Genomic DNA, 15,428 nt, shown 5'->3' with positions numbered 1-15,428 from the left:
TTTTGTCTGTCAGGCGTGGGGGTCGCTCACCTTGCGGTAGCGCTTGCCATATTTGAGTTGCTGGATAAGCAGGGCGGCGACGATGAGAGCCAACCCGATGGGGGTTGCCGGGTGAATGGTTTCGCCGATCAACAGGTTGAGCAGCACCAGAGAGGCAAACGGCGAGATGAAGATGAGGTTGCTGATGGGGGCTGTGTTGGTGGCGTGGCGCAGGGCCATCAGCCAGAGCACGAAACCGAAGCCCATCTCGAACAGCCCCACATAGATGGCGCCAGCCCATCCCTGCCAGGCGGTCATGGCAAAGTCCGAGAGCAACCAGGTCGCCACGATGATGAAGGGCAGGCTGATGAGGAAGCCGAGCAGCAGGCTGACGACGGGATCCCCCTGATTGCGGGTGTTGAGGATCCAGTAACCGGCCCAGATCAGGGTCGACACCAGCGCCAGCGTGACGCCGAGGGGGCTGTCGAACTGTAGACCGAACACGTCCCCCCTGGTGGCGATCACCAGGGCGCCGAAATAGCCGAGCACGATGGCGACGCCATCGCGGCGGCGCAGCTTTTGACCGAGGAAGGGAACGGCCAGCAGGCTGAGGGTGATGGCCCAGGTGTAGTTGAGAGTCTGTGCCTGCTGGGCGGGCAGCAGATCATATGCCTTGAACAGCAGCAGGTAATAGAGGAAGGGGTTCAGGACCCCGAGAGCGAGGTAGTAGAGGGGGCGACTCTTGATGTAGTCGAGCAGTAGCGGCAGTTTGCCCTGACAGGCCACGATGCACCCCAGGGTCAGGGTCGAGGTGCAGGCCGCGACCAGCAGCAGCTGTACCGGTTCAAAGTAGGCGAGGGAGATCTTGAAGGCGCTGGCCACCGTGGACCAGAGGGCGACGGCACAGAGCCCGTACTGGTAGGCTTTCTTCTGATTCTTGAGCATGGGATGCGTTCCGCAAACTGGGGCGAGGGCGCAGTCTATCAGCCTGTTTGCAACATTGTCGTTACCGTCTCGCCGAGGGCGATGATTTGATCGCCTGGAGATCCATCTGCCACACAACATTGCGCACAATCTGTCCGCCTTCACTTGCGTGAGTGGAAAAAATCCGTATAATCCCCTCCGCTTGCCCATGAGGCAGCCAGACGATATGTCTGCTTGCTGAGCTTCCCGTTTACGAGTTGCCAGCCATACAGTCCTCCCGATATGGGAGGAAACGTGAAAAATCACACCTCTGGCGGGAGTAGTCTCGGTCGGGCGGTGTTGATTTATGTTCTTTTATCTATTGGAGCTCTGTCAATGCAGAACCAAAGAATCCGTATCCGCCTGAAGGCTTTTGATCATCGCCTGATCGATCAATCCACTGCGGAAATCGTTGAAACTGCTAAGCGCACTGGCGCGCAGGTTCGCGGTCCTATCCCGCTGCCGACTCGCAAAGAGCGTTTCACCGTTCTGATCTCCCCGCACGTCAACAAAGACGCGCGTGATCAGTACGAGATCCGCACTCACAAGCGTCTGGTAGACATCGTTGAACCGACTGACAAGACCGTTGACGCTCTGATGCGTCTGGATCTGGCAGCTGGTGTAGACGTCCAGATCAGCCTGGGTTAATTACGGAAAGAGGTTGATAACAATGACAATCGGTCTTGTAGGTCGCAAAGTGGGTATGACTCGCATCTTCACTGAAGATGGCGTTTCTATCCCGGTGACTGTTATCGAAGTTGAAGCTAACCGTGTAACTCAGGTCAAATCTGTAGAAACCGACGGCTACAACGCTATTCAGGTTACCACTGGCGCCAAGAAAGCCAGCCGCGTAACCAAGCCGGAAGCTGGCCACTTCGCCAAAGCTGGTGTAGAAGCCGGTCGCGGTCTGTGGGAATTCCGCCTGAACAACGGTGAAACTTTCACTGTTGGTAGCGAGCTGAAAGTAGATCTTCTCGCTGACGTTAAGCTGGTAGACGTTACCGGCACATCCAAGGGTAAAGGTTTTGCCGGTACTGTTAAGCGCTGGAACTTCCGTACCCAGGATATGACCCACGGTAACTCCCTGTCCCACCGTGTACCTGGCTCCATCGGTCAAAACCAGACCCCGGGTCGTGTATTCAAGGGCAAGAAGATGGCTGGTCACATGGGTGCTGAGCGTGTAACGACTCAGAACCTGGAACTGGTTCGTGTTGACGCTGAACGCAACCTGCTGCTCATCAAAGGCGCAGTACCGGGTGCAACCAACGGCAACGTGATCGTCAAACCTGCCGTCAAAGCGTAACGTCTGAGGAGATAGTAATGGAATTGGTAATGAAAGACGCCAAGAGCGCTCTTGAAGTTTCCGAGACTACCTTCGGGCGCGAATTCAACGAAGCTCTGGTTCACCAGGTTGTCGTTGCATATGCCGCTGGTGCCCGTCAGGGTACTCGTGCGCAGCTGACTCGCTCTGAAGTGTCTGGTGGCGGCAAAAAGCCGTGGCGTCAGAAGGGTACTGGTCGTGCCCGTGCTGGCTCCATCCGTTCGCCCATCTGGCGTTCCGGTGGTGTGACCTTTGCTGCTAAGCCGCAAGATCACAGCCAGAAAGTAAACAAGAAGATGTACCGCGGCGCTATCCGTAGCATCCTGTCCGAGCTGGTACGTCAAGAGCGCCTGATCGTTGTTGAGAAGTTCGGCATCGAAGCGCCGAAGACCAAAGAACTGATCGCCAAGCTGAAAGAAATGGAACTGACTGACGTTCTGATCGTGACTGCTGAAGTCGATGAGAACCTGTTCCTGGCTGCTCGTAACCTGTACAAAGTTGACGTGCGTGACGTTGCCGGTATCGACCCGGTCAGCCTGATCGCTTTCGACAAGGTTCTGATGACTGCTGACGCAGTTAAGCAAATCGAGGAGATGCTGGCATGATCCGTGAAGAGCGTCTGCTGAAAGTTCTGAAGGCTCCGCACATCTCTGAAAAGAGCACCATGGTCGCAGAAAAGCAGAACACTATCGTGTTCAAAGTTGCTGTTGATGCCACCAAGGCGGAAGTCAAAGCTGCAGTTGCGAAACTGTTCGAGGTCGAAGTTGAGACCGTCCGTACCCTGAACATGAAGGGTAAGACCAAGCGCGCAGGTGCACGCGTAGGCCGTCGTTCCGATTGGAAAAAGGCTTATGTGACCCTGAAAGCTGGTCAGGACATCGACTTCATGGGCGCAGCCGAGTAAGAGGAGTTCTGAAAAATGGCAATCGTTAAGTGCAAGCCTACTTCTCCGGGCCGCCGCCACGTCGTCAAGATCGTCAACCAAGAGCTGTACAAGGGCAAGCCCTTCGCCGCTCTGCTGGACAGCAAAAGCAAGTCCGGTGGCCGTAACAACAACGGTCGTATCACCACTCGTCATATCGGTGGTGGTCACAAGCAACACTACCGTCTGATCGACTTCAAGCGCGACAAAGACGGCATTCCGGCCAAAGTTGAGCGTCTGGAATACGATCCTAACCGTACCGCAAACATCGCCCTGGTGCTGTATGCAGACGGTGAGCGTCGTTACATCCTGGCCCCGAAAGGCCTGAAAGCTGGTGATGCAATCGCCTCTGGTGCTGATGCTGCCATCAAGGTAGGTAACACCCTGCCGATGCGCAACATCCCGGTCGGTTCTACCGTTCACGCCGTTGAGATGAAGCCTGGTAAAGGTGCCCAGCTGGCTCGTTCCGCTGGTACTTTCATCCAGATCCTGGCTCGTGAAGGTAACTATGTAACTCTGCGTCTGCGTTCCGGCGAAGTACGTAAAGTTCTGGCCGAGTGCCGCGCTACCATCGGTGAAGTGGGTAACTCCGAGCACATGCTGCGTCAACTGGGTAAAGCCGGTGCTAACCGCTGGCGTGGTATTCGTCCGACCGTTCGCGGTATGGCGATGAACCCGGTTGATCACCCGCACGGTGGTGGTGAGGGTCGTAACAAGGGCATGCAGCCTGTGTCCCCATGGGGCCAGAAGGCTAAGGGCTTCAAGACCCGTAAGAACAAGCGTACCGACAAGTACATCGTACGTCGTCGTAACAAGTAATTGTTAACATAGAGGAATCACCATGCCACGTTCTCTCAAGAAGGGTCCATTTATCGACCTGCACTTGCTGAAGAAGGTAGAGAAAGCGGTGGAAAGCGGGGATAAAAAGCCGGTTAAGACCTGGTCCCGTCGTTCAATGATCATCCCGAACATGATCGGTTTGACCATCGCTGTCCATAATGGTCGTCAGCACGTTCCGGTTTTCGTTACCGAAGAAATGATCGGTCACAAACTGGGTGAATTCGCACCGACTCGTACTTATCGCGGCCATGCTGCTGATAAGAAGGCTAAGAAGCGCTAAGGGATAAATGATGGAAGCTATCGCTAAACACCGTTATGCCCGTACTTCTGCCCAGAAAGCTCGTCTGGTAGCCGATCAAGTACGTGGTCTGTCCGTAGACAAGGCTCTGAACATCCTGACCTTCAGCCCGAAAAAGGCTGCTGTTCTGGTGAAGAAAGTGCTGGAATCTGCCATTGCCAACGCTGAGCACAACGAAGGTGCCGATATCGACACCCTGCGTGTTGCCACCATCATGGTAGACGAAGGTCCCTCCATGAAGCGCATCCGCCCGCGTGCCAAAGGTCGCGCGGATCGTATCCTCAAGCGTACCGCTCACATCACTGTAGTGGTATCCGACGCTAAGGCTGGGAGATAAGCAATGGGTCAGAAAGTACATCCTAATGGCATTCGCCTGGGTATTACCAAGCCTTGGAATTCTACCTGGTTCGCGAACACCAAAGACTTCGCTGACAACCTGTACAGCGATTTCCAAGTACGCCAGTTCCTGACCAAGGAGCTGAAAAACGCTTCCTTGTCCAAGATCACTATCGAGCGTCCGGCCAAGAGCATTCGTGTGACCATTCACACCGCTCGTCCGGGTGTCGTGATCGGCAAGAAAGGCGAAGACGTTGAAAAACTGCGCAAAGCTGTAGCCGCAATCGCTGGCGTGCCTGCTCAGATCAACATTTCCGAAGTCCGCAAGCCGGAGCTGGATGGCAAACTGGTTGCCGACAGCATCACTTCCCAGCTGGAGCGTCGTGTAATGTTCCGTCGTGCTATGAAGCGCGCCGTACAGAACGCAATGCGCCTGGGTGCCAAGGGCATCAAAGTGGAAGTTTCCGGTCGTCTGGGCGGCGCTGAAATCGCGCGTACCGAATGGTACCGTGAAGGTCGTGTGCCGTTGCACACCCTGCGTGCCGACATCGACTACGCAACTTCTGAAGCCCACACCACTTACGGTGTGATCGGCGTTAAAGTTTGGATCTTCAAGGGCGAAGTTCTGGGCGGTCTGGCTGCTGTTAACGCTGCCGCTGCTCAAGAGCAAGCTCCTGCAAAGCCCAAGCGTGACAACAAGCGCCGCGCTGCCAAGTAAGGAGATTCGGTAAATGTTGCAACCTAAGCGTACTAAATTCCGCAAGACCCACAAGGGTCGTAACCGCGGTCTGGCCACCTCTGGTAACGAAGTATCCTTCGGTACCTTTGGCCTGAAGGCGACATCCCGTGGTCAACTGACTGCTCGTCAAATCGAAGCAGCCCGTCGTGCCATGACCCGTCACGTTAAGCGTCAAGGTAAGATCTGGATCCGTGTGTTCCCGGACAAGCCCATCACCGAAAAGCCCCTCGAAGTTCGTATGGGTAAAGGTAAGGGTAACGTGGAATACTGGGTTTGCCCGATCCAGCCTGGCAAGGTTCTGTACGAGATGGACGGTGTACCTGAGGCTCTGGCGCGTGAAGCGTTTGCCCTGGCCGCAGCTAAGCTGTCTGTTCAGACCACTTTCGTAATTAAGACGGTGATGTGATGAAAGCCCAAGATCTGCGTCAAAAGAGCGTCGAAGAACTGAACCAGGAGCTGCTGGGCCTGCTGCGCGAGCAATTCAACATGCGCATGCAAGCGTCCACCGGCCAGCTGGCTCAGACTCACACTCTGAAACAAGTGCGTCGTGACGTCGCACGTATCAAGACTGTACTGACTGAGAAGGCAGGTGCGTAATGACTGACAAGATCCGTACTCTGCAAGGTCGTGTAATCAGCGACAAGATGGACAAGTCCATCACTGTTGCTATCGAGCGTAAGGTAAAGCACCCGATCTACGGTAAGATCATCAAGCGCACTACCAAGCTGCACGTACATGACGAAAACAACGAGTGCAAAGCTGGCGACCTCGTGGAAATCCGCGAATGCCGCCCGCTGTCCAAGACCAAGTCCTGGACCCTGGTTGCCGTTGTAGAAAAGGCCTAATCGGTACTTTGTAGTCCAAGCGGCCCCTTTCAGGGGCCGTTTGTTTTTTAGGCTACCTTTTCTGAAAATCCTGTGTTATAGTTTCGCGCCTTTTGAAGGCAGCCAGATCCCATTAGGGATAAGAAGTAAACAAAGCGGAGCACTAAGATGATCCAGATGCAAAGTATGCTGGGTGTTGCCGACAACTCCGGCGCTCGCAGTGTAATGTGTATTAAGGTTCTGGGTGGCTCGCACCGCCGTTACGCCGGCATCGGCGACATCATCAAGGTTTCCATCAAGGAAGCCATTCCTCGCGGTAAAGTGAAGAAAGGTGATGTGTATAACGCGGTGGTCGTACGCACCCGTAAAGGCGTTCGTCGTCCGGACGGCTCTGTCATCCGTTTCGACAACAATGCGGCTGTGTTGCTTAACAACAACCAACAGCCAATCGGTACTCGTATTTTTGGCCCGGTGACCCGTGAACTGCGTAATGAGAAGTTCATGAAGATTGTGTCCCTGGCACCCGAAGTACTGTAAGGAGTCGAACGATGGCAGCTAAAATCCGTCGCGAAGACGAAGTGATTGTTCTTACCGGCAAAGACAAGGGCAAGCGTGGCAAAGTCACTCAAGTCCTGATTGCAAAAGGTAAGGTAATCGTGGAAGGCATCAACCAGGTGAAGAAACACCAGAAGCCGGTACCCGCACTGGGTCAGGCTGGCGGTATCGTCACCAAAGAAGCCCCCATCGATGTATCAAACGTAGCGCTGTTCAACTCTGCCACTGGCAAAGCTGACCGCGTTGGTTTCCGGATTGAAGACGGCAAAAAAGTCCGTTTCTTCAAATCCACCGGCGAACTTGTGAAGTAATTGGAGTTTAACGATGGCGAAACTGCATGATTACTACAAATCCGATGTAGTAAATGAACTGTCCAAGCAGTTCGGTTACAAGACTATCATGCAAGTCCCTCGGATCGAGAAAATCACCCTGAACATGGGTGTTGGTGAAGCGATCTCTGACAAGAAGTTGCTGGAAAATGCTGCTGCCGATATGGCTGCCATTTCCGGTCAGAAACCGCTGATCACCAAAGCACGCAAATCTGTTGCGGGCTTCAAGATTCGTGAAGGCTACCCGATAGGTTGTAAAGTAACCCTGCGTGGCGAGCGTATGTGGGAGTTCCTGGAACGGCTGATTTGCATCTCCGTACCGCGTATCCGTGACTTCCGTGGTCTGAACGCCAAGGCGTTCGATGGCCGTGGTAACTACTCCATGGGCGTGCGTGAGCAAATCATCTTCCCGGAAATCGACTATGACAAGGTCGATCGCGTCCGTGGTCTGGATATCACCATCACCACTTCCGCGAATACCGACGAAGAAGGCCGTGCTCTGCTGGCTGCCTTTAACTTCCCATTCCGCAAGTAAGGTTAGGGTTATGGCTAAAACATCCATGAAAGCACGTGAAGCAAAGCGTGCGAAGCTGGCAGCCAAGTTCGCGACCAAGCGTACCGAGCTGAAAGCTATCATCGTTGATATGAACGCTTCTGAAGAAGCGCGTTGGGATGCTGTCTTGCAACTGCAACAGCTGCCCCGTGATTCCAGTCCGTCCCGCCAGCGTAACCGTTGCAACATCACTGGTCGTCCGCACGGTTTCCTGCGGAAGTTTGGCCTCTCTCGCATCAAGGTGCGTGAGCATGCCATGAAGGGCGAAATTCCGGGCCTCAAAAAGGCCTCTTGGTAAGAATCTCGGGAGTTAGACTATGAGCATGCAAGATCCGATCGCGGATATGCTGACCCGCATCCGTAACGGTCAGGCGGCGAGCAAAGTTGCGGTTTCCATGCCTTCTTCCAAGCTGAAAGTGGCTATCGCCAAAGTGCTGAAAGAAGAAGGTTACATCGCTGGCTACAACGTAGCTGGTGACGTGAAACCGGAACTGGAAATCGAACTGAAATATTTCCAGGGCAAGCCGGTTGTAGAACTGATCCAACGCGTGAGCCGTCCCGGCCTGCGTATTTACAAGCGCACTACTGATCTGCCGAAAGTCATGGGCGGTCTCGGTGTTGCTATCGTGTCCACGTCTAAAGGTGTGATGACCGACCGTGCTGCCCGTAAGGCAAGCATGGGTGGTGAGATCATCTGCTACGTCGCTTAATAGGAGGTCGGAAATGTCTCGCGTTGCTAAGGCACCCGTCACTATTCCTGCTGGCGTAGAGGTGACTCTGAACGGCCAAGAACTGTCCATCAAAGGTGGCAAGGGTTCCCTGGTTCGTTCCATCCACGCCGGTGTAGAAGTGACCAAAGAAGACAATGTACTGAAGTTCGCCCCGCGCGACGGCATCGCTGGTGCTGACGCTCAGGCCGGTACTGCCCGTGCATTGGTCAACAACATGGTAGTCGGTGTTACCCAAGGCTTCGAGCGCAAGCTGCAGCTGGTTGGTGTAGGTTACAAAGCCTCCATCAAGGGCAATGCTGTTGCGCTGGCACTGGGCTTCTCTCACCCGGTAGAGCATGCGCTGCCGGCTGGTGTCACCGCTGAATGTCCGTCCGCCACCGAGATCGTTCTGCGTGGTGTGGACAAGCAGCTGGTTGGCCAAGTCGCCGCCGATATCCGTGCTTACCGCGCTCCGGAGCCCTACAAGGGCAAGGGTGTACGCTATGCCAACGAGCAAGTGCGTACTAAAGAAGCTAAGAAGAAGTAAGGTAACACTATGGACAAGAAAGCAGCTCGTCTCCGTCGTGCTACTCGTGCTCGGAAAAAGATGCAGGAACTGGGAGCTACCCGTCTGGTTGTTCACCGTACCCCGCGTCATATCTATGCGCAGGTTATTGCAGCCAACGGTTCCGAAGTTCTGGCCTCTGCTTCCACAGTAGAGAAAGCCATCAGTGAAGCTCTGAAATACACCGGTAACGCAGATGCTGCTACCGCTGTAGGTAAGGCTATCGCTGAGCGTGCTATTGCCAAAGGCGTTCAGAACGTATCTTTCGATCGTTCCGGTTTCAAGTATCACGGTCGTGTAGCCGCTCTGGCTACCGCTGCTCGTGACGCTGGTCTTCAGTTCTAAGCTAGGAGTCGAAGATGGCTAAAGTCGAATCTCAAGCCGGCGAACTGCAAGAAAAGCTCATTGCAGTAAACCGTGTTTCGAAAACTGTTAAAGGTGGTCGTATCATGTCCTTCACCGCGTTGACCGTGGTGGGTGATGGTAACGGCCGTGTAGGTTACGGTTACGGTAAGGCCCGTGAAGTTCCGGCCGCCATTCAAAAGGCGATGGAACAGGCTAAGCGTAACCTGAACAAGGTTGAGCTGAACAACGGCACCCTGCACCACCCGGTGCGTGGCGTTCACTCTGGTTCCACCGTGTTCATGAAGCCGGCCTCCCAAGGTACTGGTATCATTGCAGGCGGCGCCATGCGTGCCGTACTGGAAGTTGCTGGTATCCACAACGTGCTGGCCAAGACCTACGGTTCCACCAACCCAATCAACGTTGTTCGCGCAACTGTCGACGCTCTGGTTCACGGTCAATCACCGGAACAGATCGCGGCCAAGCGTGGTCTGCGCGTTGAAGAAATTCTGGGGTAATGCGACATGGCTAACACTGTAAAAGTAACTCAAACTCGCAGCTCTATCGGCCGTCTGCCAAAGCACAAGGCGACTCTGCGTGGTCTGGGTCTGCGTCGCATTGGTCACACCGTTGAGCTGGAAGATACTCCCTGCGTACGCGGCATGATCAACCAGGTTTATTACATGGTTAAGGTGGAGGGCTAAGCATGCGTCTGAATACTCTGTCTCCGGCCGCTGGCTCCAAGCGCGTCAAGCACCGTCCGGGCCGTGGTATCGGTTCTGGTCTGGGCAAGACCGGTGGTCGTGGTGTTAAAGGTCAAACCTCTCGTTCCGGTGGCGGCAAGGTCCGCAACGGTTTCGAAGGCGGCCAGATGCCTTTGAAAATCCGTCTGCCGAAGTTCGGTTTCTTCTCTCGCAAATCTTTGGTTTCTGCCGAAGTGCGCCTGAACGAAATTGCCCTGGTAGAAGGTGATGTGGTCGACGTGAGCACTCTGAAGCAAGCCGGTGTTATTACCAAAAACATCGTGTTCGCTAAAGTTGTTCTGTCTGGCAACATTGACCGTGCTGTGACCGTTCGTGGTCTGTCCGTCACCAAGGGTGCACGTGCAGCCATCGAGGCCGCTGGCGGTAAAATCGAGGAATAATCAGTACAATGGCTAAGAAACCAGGATTGGATGTTAAAGCACAAGGTGGTCTGAGCGAACTGAAGAGCCGTCTGCTCTTCGTTCTCGGGGCAATTATCGTGTTCCGTGCAGGCTCTTATGTGCCGATCCCTGGTATTGACGCCGCCGTACTGGCCGAGTTGTTCCAACAACAGAAGGGCACCATCATTGAGATGTTCAACATGTTCAGTGGTGGTGCACTCTCGCGTGCTTCTATTCTTGCACTGGGGATCATGCCGTACATTTCGGCGTCGATCATTATCCAGTTGCTGACTGTGGTTCATCCTGCTCTTGCTGAACTCAAGAAAGAGGGTGAATCCGGCCGTCGCAAGATTAGCCAATATACCCGTTGGGGCACGCTGGTTTTGGGAACGTTCCAGGCCATTGGTATTGCAACCGGTCTGCCGAATATGATGCAAGGACTCGTGACTCATCCGGGTTTGGGCTTCTATTTCACAGCCGTTGTGAGTCTGGTCACCGGTACCATGTTCTTGATGTGGTTGGGTGAACAGATTACCGAGCGTGGGATTGGTAATGGTATCTCGTTGATTATCTTCACAGGTATCGTCGCCGGTCTGCCTCATGCCATTGGCGCTACGGCCGAACAGGCACGTCAAGGGGAATTGCACATCCTGCTGTTGTTGTTGCTGGGCTTGATTGTTTTCGCTGTGACTTACTTTGTGGTGTTCGTGGAGCGTGGTCAGCGTCGTATCGTCGTTAACTATGCCAAGCGTCAACAAGGCCGCCAGGTATTCGCTGCGCAAAGCACACACCTGCCGTTGAAAGTGAATATGGCCGGTGTGATTCCTGCGATTTTCGCATCCAGCATCATCCTCTTCCCGGGTACCATTACCTCCTGGTTTGGTCAGGGCGAGGGCAAGATCGCTGACATCCTGCAACAGGTCTCTATGGTCCTGCAGCCGGGTCAGCCCTTGTACGAGATGCTCTATGCAGCAGCCATTATCTTCTTCTGCTTCTTCTATACCGCGCTGGTGTTCAACCCCCGCGAGACAGCAGATAATCTGAAGAAGAGTGGAGCCTTTATCCCGGGGATCCGCCCGGGCGAGCAGACAGCACGTTACATCGATAAGGTTATGACTCGCCTGACATTGGCAGGTGCGCTCTATATTACCTTTATCTGTCTGGTACCCCAGTTCCTGATGACTGCCTGGAACGTACAGTTCTACTTCGGTGGCACCTCGCTGCTGATTATCGTGGTAGTTATCATGGACTTCATGGCTCAGGTTCAGACCCATATGATGTCTCATCAATATGGCGACGTCCTGAGGAAGGCCAACCTGAAGGGCTACGGCCGCTAAAGGTCGGCGTAGTTACGGAGTTAAGCAATGAAAGTTCGTGCTTCCGTTAAGGCAATCTGCCGTAACTGCAAAATCATCAAGCGTCACGGTGTGGTGCGTGTGATTTGCAGCGAGCCAAAGCATAAACAGCGCCAAGGCTAATTTTTTACGGTTAGTACTTGCAACAAATAGTTGTGCTGGCTAATATAGCCAGCCAACTTTTGTTGTGTATTGGTTGACCGCCACGTATCCGCTCACGGGCTTTGTGGTGGTCGTTATCTACTATATGTAGGAGTGAATAGTGGCCCGTATCGCTGGCATTAACATTCCTGACCATAAACATGCAGTCATTGCGTTGACTGCTATTTATGGCGTCGGTCGTACCCGCTCCAAGGCCATCTGTGCCGCAGCCGGTATCGCTGAGAATGTGAAAATTAAAGACCTGGACGAAGCTCAGATCGAGAGTCTGCGTGAACAAGTAGGTAAATTCACCGTTGAAGGTGACCTGCGTCGTCAGATTTCCATGAACATCAAGCGATTGATGGATCTGGGTTGCTACCGTGGTTTGCGTCACCGTCGTAGCCTGCCTGTTCGTGGTCAACGTACCAAGACCAACGCTCGTACCCGTAAGGGTCCGCGCAAGGCTATCAAGAAGTAACGGGAAGGTAGAAAATGGCTAAAACTCCGACTCGTGCTCGCAAGCGCGTTAAAAAGCAAGTGAGCGACGGTATTGCGCACGTTCATGCATCTTTCAACAACACAATCGTGACCATTACTGACCGTCAGGGCAATGCTCTGTCTTGGGCTACCTCTGGTGGTTCCGGTTTCCGTGGTTCCCGTAAGTCCACTCCGTTTGCTGCCCAGGTAGCTGCTGAGCGTGCTGGTGAGATCGCCAAAGAATACGGCGTGAAGAACCTGGAAGTCATGGTCAAAGGTCCGGGTCCCGGTCGTGAGTCTTCCATCCGCGCTCTGAACGCGGCTGGTTTCCGCATCACTAACATTACTGATGTGACTCCGATCCCGCACAACGGTTGTCGTCCTCCCAAGAAGCGCCGCGTGTAACGCTGTAGCTACTTGGTCTAGGATTGTTGGAGAAAGAAGATGGCAAGATATATCGGTCCTAAGCTTAAGCTTAGCCGTCGTGAGGGCACCGACCTCTTCCTGAAGTCTGGTGTTCGTGCGATTGATTCTAAGTGCAAGATTGACACCGTTCCTGGTCAACACGGTGCGCGTAAAGCGCGTCTGTCCGACTACGGTGTGCAACTGCGCGAGAAACAAAAAGTACGTCGTATCTACGGCGTATTGGAAAAACAGTTCCGCAACTACTACCGCGACGCTGCCCGTCAAAAGGGTAACACCGGTGAAAACCTGTTGCAGCTGCTGGAAGGTCGTCTGGACAACGTCGTCTACCGCATGGGCTTCGGCGCCACTCGTGCTGAATCTCGTCAGCTGGTGAGCCACAAAGCCATCATGGTAAACGGCCGCGTTGTGAATGTTCCTTCTTTCCAGGTATCCCCTGAGGACGTGATCTGCGTTCGCGAGAAGGCTAAGAAGCAAGCGCGTATCAAAGCTTCCCTGGAAGTTGCTGGTCAGCGCGAGAAGCCGACTTGGGTAGAGGTTGACGCTGCTAAGATGGAAGGTGCCTTCAAGCGCCTGCCTGAGCGTTCCGACCTGTCTGCCGACATTAACGAACAGCTGATCGTCGAGCTTTACTCCAAGTAAAGCTAGCTTCTAAAGAGAGGACACAATGCTGGGTTCTGTAACAGATTTTCTTAAACCGCGGCTAGTTGACATCGAGCAAGTTAGCCCGACTCACGCGAAAGTGACTCTCGAGCCGCTTGAGCGTGGCTTTGGCCACACGCTGGGCAATGCCCTGCGTCGTATTTTGCTGTCATCTATGCCCGGTTGTGCGGTTACTGAAGTCGAGATCGACGGAGTACTGCACGAGTACAGCAGCAAAGAAGGTGTACAGGAAGACATTCTTGAAATCCTGCTCAACCTGAAAGGTATCGCTGTGAAGCTGGAAGGCAAGGACGAGGTAACTCTGTCCCTGACCAAGTCTGGAACAGGCCCCGTTACCGCTGGTGATATCACTCACGGTGATGAAGTCGAGATCGTAAACCCGGAGCACGTAATCTGCCACCTGACTGGTGCAAATGCTGAGATCAGCATGCGCCTGAAAGTTCAGCGCGGTCGTGGTTATGTGCCTGCTTCTGCTCGTGTTCACAACGATGATGAAGAGCGTCCTATCGGTCGCCTGCTGCTGGACTCCGCGTTCAGCCCCATCGTTCGCATCGCCTACAATGTCGAGGCGGCACGTGTGGAACAGCGCACCGACTTGGACAAGCTGGTTATCGACATGGAGACCAATGGTACTCTGGATCCGGAAGAAGCCATCCGTCGTTCAGCCACTATTCTGGCAGAGCAACTGGAAGCCTTCGTGGATCTGCGCGATGTCAGCGTGCCCGAGAAGAAAGAAGAGAAACCCGAGTTTGATCCGATTCTGCTGCGTCCTGTCGATGATTTGGAGCTGACAGTTCGTTCAGCGAACTGTCTGAAGGCAGAAGCTATCCACTATATTGGTGATCTGGTACAGCGTACCGAAGTTGAGTTGCTTAAGACTCCTAACCTCGGTAAGAAGTCCCTGACTGAGATCAAGGACGTGTTGGCCTCCCGTGGTCTGTCTCTTGGCATGCGCCTTGAGAACTGGCCGCCCGCCAGCATCGCTGACGAGTAATCCAGATTACGGGTTTCACAGATTTAGTTAGAAGGATAAGGTCATGCGCCATCGTTTGAGTGGTCGTCAACTGAACCGGAACAGCAGCCATCGTCAGGCTATGTTCCGCAACATGGCCAGCTCCCTGGTTCGTCATGAGATCATCAAGACGACTCTGCCTAAGGCAAAAGAGCTGCGTCGTGTAGTTGAACCGCTGATCACCCTTGCCAAGACTGATAGCGTTGCTAATCGTCGCCTGGCATTTGCCCGTACTCGCGATAACGCGATCGTGGCTAAGCTGTTCAATGAACTGGGCCCGCGCTACCTGGAGCGCGCCGGCGGTTATACTCGCATTCTGAAATGCGGTTTCCGTGCTGGCGACAACGCTCCTATGGCTTACATTGAGCTGGTAGACCGCCCGGCCGCTGCTGAAGCAGCTGCTGAGTGATAAAAGAAAAAGCCGGGCTTGTCCCGGCTTTTCTTCTGGTGGATTCTGATACTGCCTCTACTGCCTCTACTGCCTCTACTGCCTCTACTGCCTCTACTGCCTCTACTGCCTCTACTGCCTCTACTGCCTCTACTGCCTCTACTGCCTCTACTGCCTCTACTGCCTCTACTGCCTCTACTGCCTCTACTGCCTCTACTGCCTCTACTGCCTCTACTGCCTTACTTTGTAAGTGAGCGATGATTTTTCAATAGTCTCTATATTAAGTCTTTATCTCTACCTGAACGACAGCGGTTCGTGTTACATAGCCCAGAGTGGGGCAATGTCATTGTTCATCTGACGTATTAAGCAGGCGTGAGTCATGGCGTGTGGCTGCTGTAGTGCCGTTGAGGGCTTCTTCTGTGGGTAAGCCTGTATAAAAGCTGTGCTTAGATATGAATAACTAAAAAAGTGTCGATTTTTGCAATTTTATTGCAGAGGAGGGGTTGCCAGAACGAATTCGCTCCCTATAATGCGCCTCCATCGACAGGG

Annotated in this window: 29 protein-coding genes; 28 read left to right on the top strand and 1 reads right to left on the bottom strand. The window is 53.9% G+C overall.

The genetic code is table 11. The features are described from left to right. Positions 1–9: 9 nt before the first annotated feature. Complete coding sequence (locus PG896_RS03915; protein ID WP_048209251.1) at positions 10–924, bottom strand: DMT family transporter; 915 nt, start codon at positions 922–924, stop codon at positions 10–12. 354 nt (positions 925–1,278) lie between these two features. On the opposite strand from PG896_RS03915, the gene rpsJ reads away from it, so the two are divergent. The 28 genes from rpsJ (at position 1,279) to rplQ (ending at position 14,900) form a co-directional block, all read left to right on the top strand. Continuing rightward, positions 1,279–1,590 (top strand): 30S ribosomal protein S10, encoded by a 312-nt coding sequence (rpsJ, locus tag PG896_RS03910; RefSeq protein WP_005307944.1) that lies wholly within the window; start codon positions 1,279–1,281, stop codon positions 1,588–1,590. A gap of 22 nt (positions 1,591–1,612) precedes the next feature. Continuing rightward, positions 1,613–2,245 carry a 50S ribosomal protein L3 gene (gene rplC / locus PG896_RS03905; protein WP_010672559.1) on the top strand — a complete coding sequence of 211 codons (633 nt, stop codon included), beginning with the start codon at positions 1,613–1,615 and terminating at the stop codon, positions 2,243–2,245. A 17-nt stretch (positions 2,246–2,262) separates the two neighbouring features. After that, positions 2,263–2,868, top strand: a complete 606-nt coding sequence (gene rplD / locus PG896_RS03900; RefSeq protein ID WP_005340616.1) for a 50S ribosomal protein L4 — start codon at positions 2,263–2,265, stop codon at positions 2,866–2,868. Beyond that, complete coding sequence (rplW, locus tag PG896_RS03895) at positions 2,865–3,167, top strand: 50S ribosomal protein L23 (protein ID WP_005307955.1); 303 nt, start codon at positions 2,865–2,867, stop codon at positions 3,165–3,167. The genes rplD and rplW overlap by 4 nt, the downstream gene beginning before the upstream one ends. Before the next feature lie 15 nt (positions 3,168–3,182). Then, entirely contained in the window at positions 3,183–4,004 is an 822-nt protein-coding gene (gene rplB, locus PG896_RS03890) for a 50S ribosomal protein L2 (RefSeq protein WP_010672560.1), read from the top strand. A 22-nt stretch (positions 4,005–4,026) separates the two neighbouring features. Continuing rightward, entirely contained in the window at positions 4,027–4,305 is a 279-nt protein-coding gene (gene rpsS, locus PG896_RS03885; RefSeq protein WP_005307960.1) for a 30S ribosomal protein S19, read from the top strand. A 10-nt stretch (positions 4,306–4,315) separates the two neighbouring features. Beyond that, positions 4,316–4,660 (top strand): 50S ribosomal protein L22, encoded by a 345-nt coding sequence (gene rplV, locus PG896_RS03880; protein WP_010672561.1) that lies wholly within the window; start codon positions 4,316–4,318, stop codon positions 4,658–4,660. A gap of 3 nt (positions 4,661–4,663) precedes the next feature. Then, positions 4,664–5,377, top strand: coding sequence for a 30S ribosomal protein S3 (rpsC, locus tag PG896_RS03875; RefSeq protein WP_005331168.1), 714 nt, complete (start codon positions 4,664–4,666; stop codon positions 5,375–5,377). A gap of 13 nt (positions 5,378–5,390) precedes the next feature. Further along, positions 5,391–5,804, top strand: coding sequence for a 50S ribosomal protein L16 (gene rplP, locus PG896_RS03870; protein ID WP_005340612.1), 414 nt, complete (start codon positions 5,391–5,393; stop codon positions 5,802–5,804). After that, positions 5,804–5,995: a 50S ribosomal protein L29 gene (rpmC, locus tag PG896_RS03865; RefSeq protein ID WP_005307965.1), complete on the top strand. Its 192-nt coding sequence runs from the start codon at positions 5,804–5,806 to the stop codon at positions 5,993–5,995. Before rplP ends, rpmC begins: the two co-directional genes overlap by 1 nt. After that, positions 5,995–6,243: a 30S ribosomal protein S17 gene (gene rpsQ, locus PG896_RS03860; RefSeq protein WP_005307966.1), complete on the top strand. Its 249-nt coding sequence runs from the start codon at positions 5,995–5,997 to the stop codon at positions 6,241–6,243. The genes rpmC and rpsQ overlap by 1 nt, the downstream gene beginning before the upstream one ends. A gap of 147 nt (positions 6,244–6,390) precedes the next feature. Further along, entirely contained in the window at positions 6,391–6,759 is a 369-nt protein-coding gene (rplN, locus tag PG896_RS03855) for a 50S ribosomal protein L14 (RefSeq protein ID WP_005307975.1), read from the top strand. 11 nt (positions 6,760–6,770) lie between these two features. Beyond that, positions 6,771–7,088, top strand: coding sequence for a 50S ribosomal protein L24 (gene rplX / locus PG896_RS03850; RefSeq protein ID WP_005307977.1), 318 nt, complete (start codon positions 6,771–6,773; stop codon positions 7,086–7,088). Between the two features lie 13 nt (positions 7,089–7,101). Further along, positions 7,102–7,641 carry a 50S ribosomal protein L5 gene (gene rplE / locus PG896_RS03845; protein ID WP_005331162.1) on the top strand — a complete coding sequence of 180 codons (540 nt, stop codon included), beginning with the start codon at positions 7,102–7,104 and terminating at the stop codon, positions 7,639–7,641. A 10-nt stretch (positions 7,642–7,651) separates the two neighbouring features. Further along, positions 7,652–7,957, top strand: coding sequence for a 30S ribosomal protein S14 (gene rpsN / locus PG896_RS03840; RefSeq protein ID WP_005331161.1), 306 nt, complete (start codon positions 7,652–7,654; stop codon positions 7,955–7,957). Positions 7,958–7,976: 19 nt separating this feature from the next. Next, positions 7,977–8,369 (top strand): 30S ribosomal protein S8, encoded by a 393-nt coding sequence (rpsH, locus tag PG896_RS03835; RefSeq protein ID WP_010672564.1) that lies wholly within the window; start codon positions 7,977–7,979, stop codon positions 8,367–8,369. A gap of 13 nt (positions 8,370–8,382) precedes the next feature. After that, on the top strand, positions 8,383–8,916 hold the full coding sequence (gene rplF / locus PG896_RS03830) for a 50S ribosomal protein L6 (protein ID WP_010672565.1): 534 nt from the start codon (positions 8,383–8,385) through the stop codon (positions 8,914–8,916). A gap of 9 nt (positions 8,917–8,925) precedes the next feature. Next, complete coding sequence (rplR, locus tag PG896_RS03825; protein WP_041212181.1) at positions 8,926–9,279, top strand: 50S ribosomal protein L18; 354 nt, start codon at positions 8,926–8,928, stop codon at positions 9,277–9,279. Between the two features lie 14 nt (positions 9,280–9,293). Continuing rightward, a complete protein-coding gene (rpsE, locus tag PG896_RS03820) occupies positions 9,294–9,794 on the top strand; it encodes a 30S ribosomal protein S5 (RefSeq protein WP_005340605.1) in 501 nt (166 codons plus the stop codon). A 6-nt stretch (positions 9,795–9,800) separates the two neighbouring features. After that, positions 9,801–9,980 (top strand): 50S ribosomal protein L30, encoded by a 180-nt coding sequence (rpmD, locus tag PG896_RS03815; RefSeq protein WP_005307985.1) that lies wholly within the window; start codon positions 9,801–9,803, stop codon positions 9,978–9,980. 2 nt (positions 9,981–9,982) lie between these two features. Next, entirely contained in the window at positions 9,983–10,420 is a 438-nt protein-coding gene (gene rplO, locus PG896_RS03810) for a 50S ribosomal protein L15 (protein ID WP_005307987.1), read from the top strand. 8 nt (positions 10,421–10,428) lie between these two features. After that, a complete protein-coding gene (gene secY, locus PG896_RS03805; protein ID WP_010672567.1) occupies positions 10,429–11,757 on the top strand; it encodes a preprotein translocase subunit SecY in 1,329 nt (442 codons plus the stop codon). Positions 11,758–11,784: 27 nt separating this feature from the next. Then, positions 11,785–11,898 (top strand): 50S ribosomal protein L36, encoded by a 114-nt coding sequence (gene rpmJ, locus PG896_RS03800; RefSeq protein WP_005319705.1) that lies wholly within the window; start codon positions 11,785–11,787, stop codon positions 11,896–11,898. Between the two features lie 139 nt (positions 11,899–12,037). After that, positions 12,038–12,394 (top strand): 30S ribosomal protein S13, encoded by a 357-nt coding sequence (rpsM, locus tag PG896_RS03795; protein ID WP_005307991.1) that lies wholly within the window; start codon positions 12,038–12,040, stop codon positions 12,392–12,394. 14 nt (positions 12,395–12,408) lie between these two features. Further along, the gene (gene rpsK, locus PG896_RS03790; RefSeq protein ID WP_005319702.1) at positions 12,409–12,798 is read left to right on the top strand and encodes a 30S ribosomal protein S11; all 390 of its coding nucleotides are present in this window, start codon (positions 12,409–12,411) and stop codon (positions 12,796–12,798) included. Positions 12,799–12,837: 39 nt separating this feature from the next. Continuing rightward, positions 12,838–13,458 (top strand): 30S ribosomal protein S4, encoded by a 621-nt coding sequence (rpsD, locus tag PG896_RS03785; protein WP_010672568.1) that lies wholly within the window; start codon positions 12,838–12,840, stop codon positions 13,456–13,458. Between the two features lie 25 nt (positions 13,459–13,483). After that, a complete protein-coding gene (locus tag PG896_RS03780; protein WP_005307997.1) occupies positions 13,484–14,473 on the top strand; it encodes a DNA-directed RNA polymerase subunit alpha in 990 nt (329 codons plus the stop codon). A gap of 43 nt (positions 14,474–14,516) precedes the next feature. Further along, complete coding sequence (gene rplQ, locus PG896_RS03775; RefSeq protein ID WP_005307999.1) at positions 14,517–14,900, top strand: 50S ribosomal protein L17; 384 nt, start codon at positions 14,517–14,519, stop codon at positions 14,898–14,900. Positions 14,901–15,428 lie beyond the last annotated feature (528 nt).

Source organism: Aeromonas sp. QDB30 (assembly GCF_027707645.1).
GTDB lineage: Bacteria > Pseudomonadota > Gammaproteobacteria > Enterobacterales > Aeromonadaceae > Aeromonas > Aeromonas caviae.
Note: the sequence above shows the minus strand (reverse complement) of the source record. Positions and strands in the feature narration are given on the sequence as shown.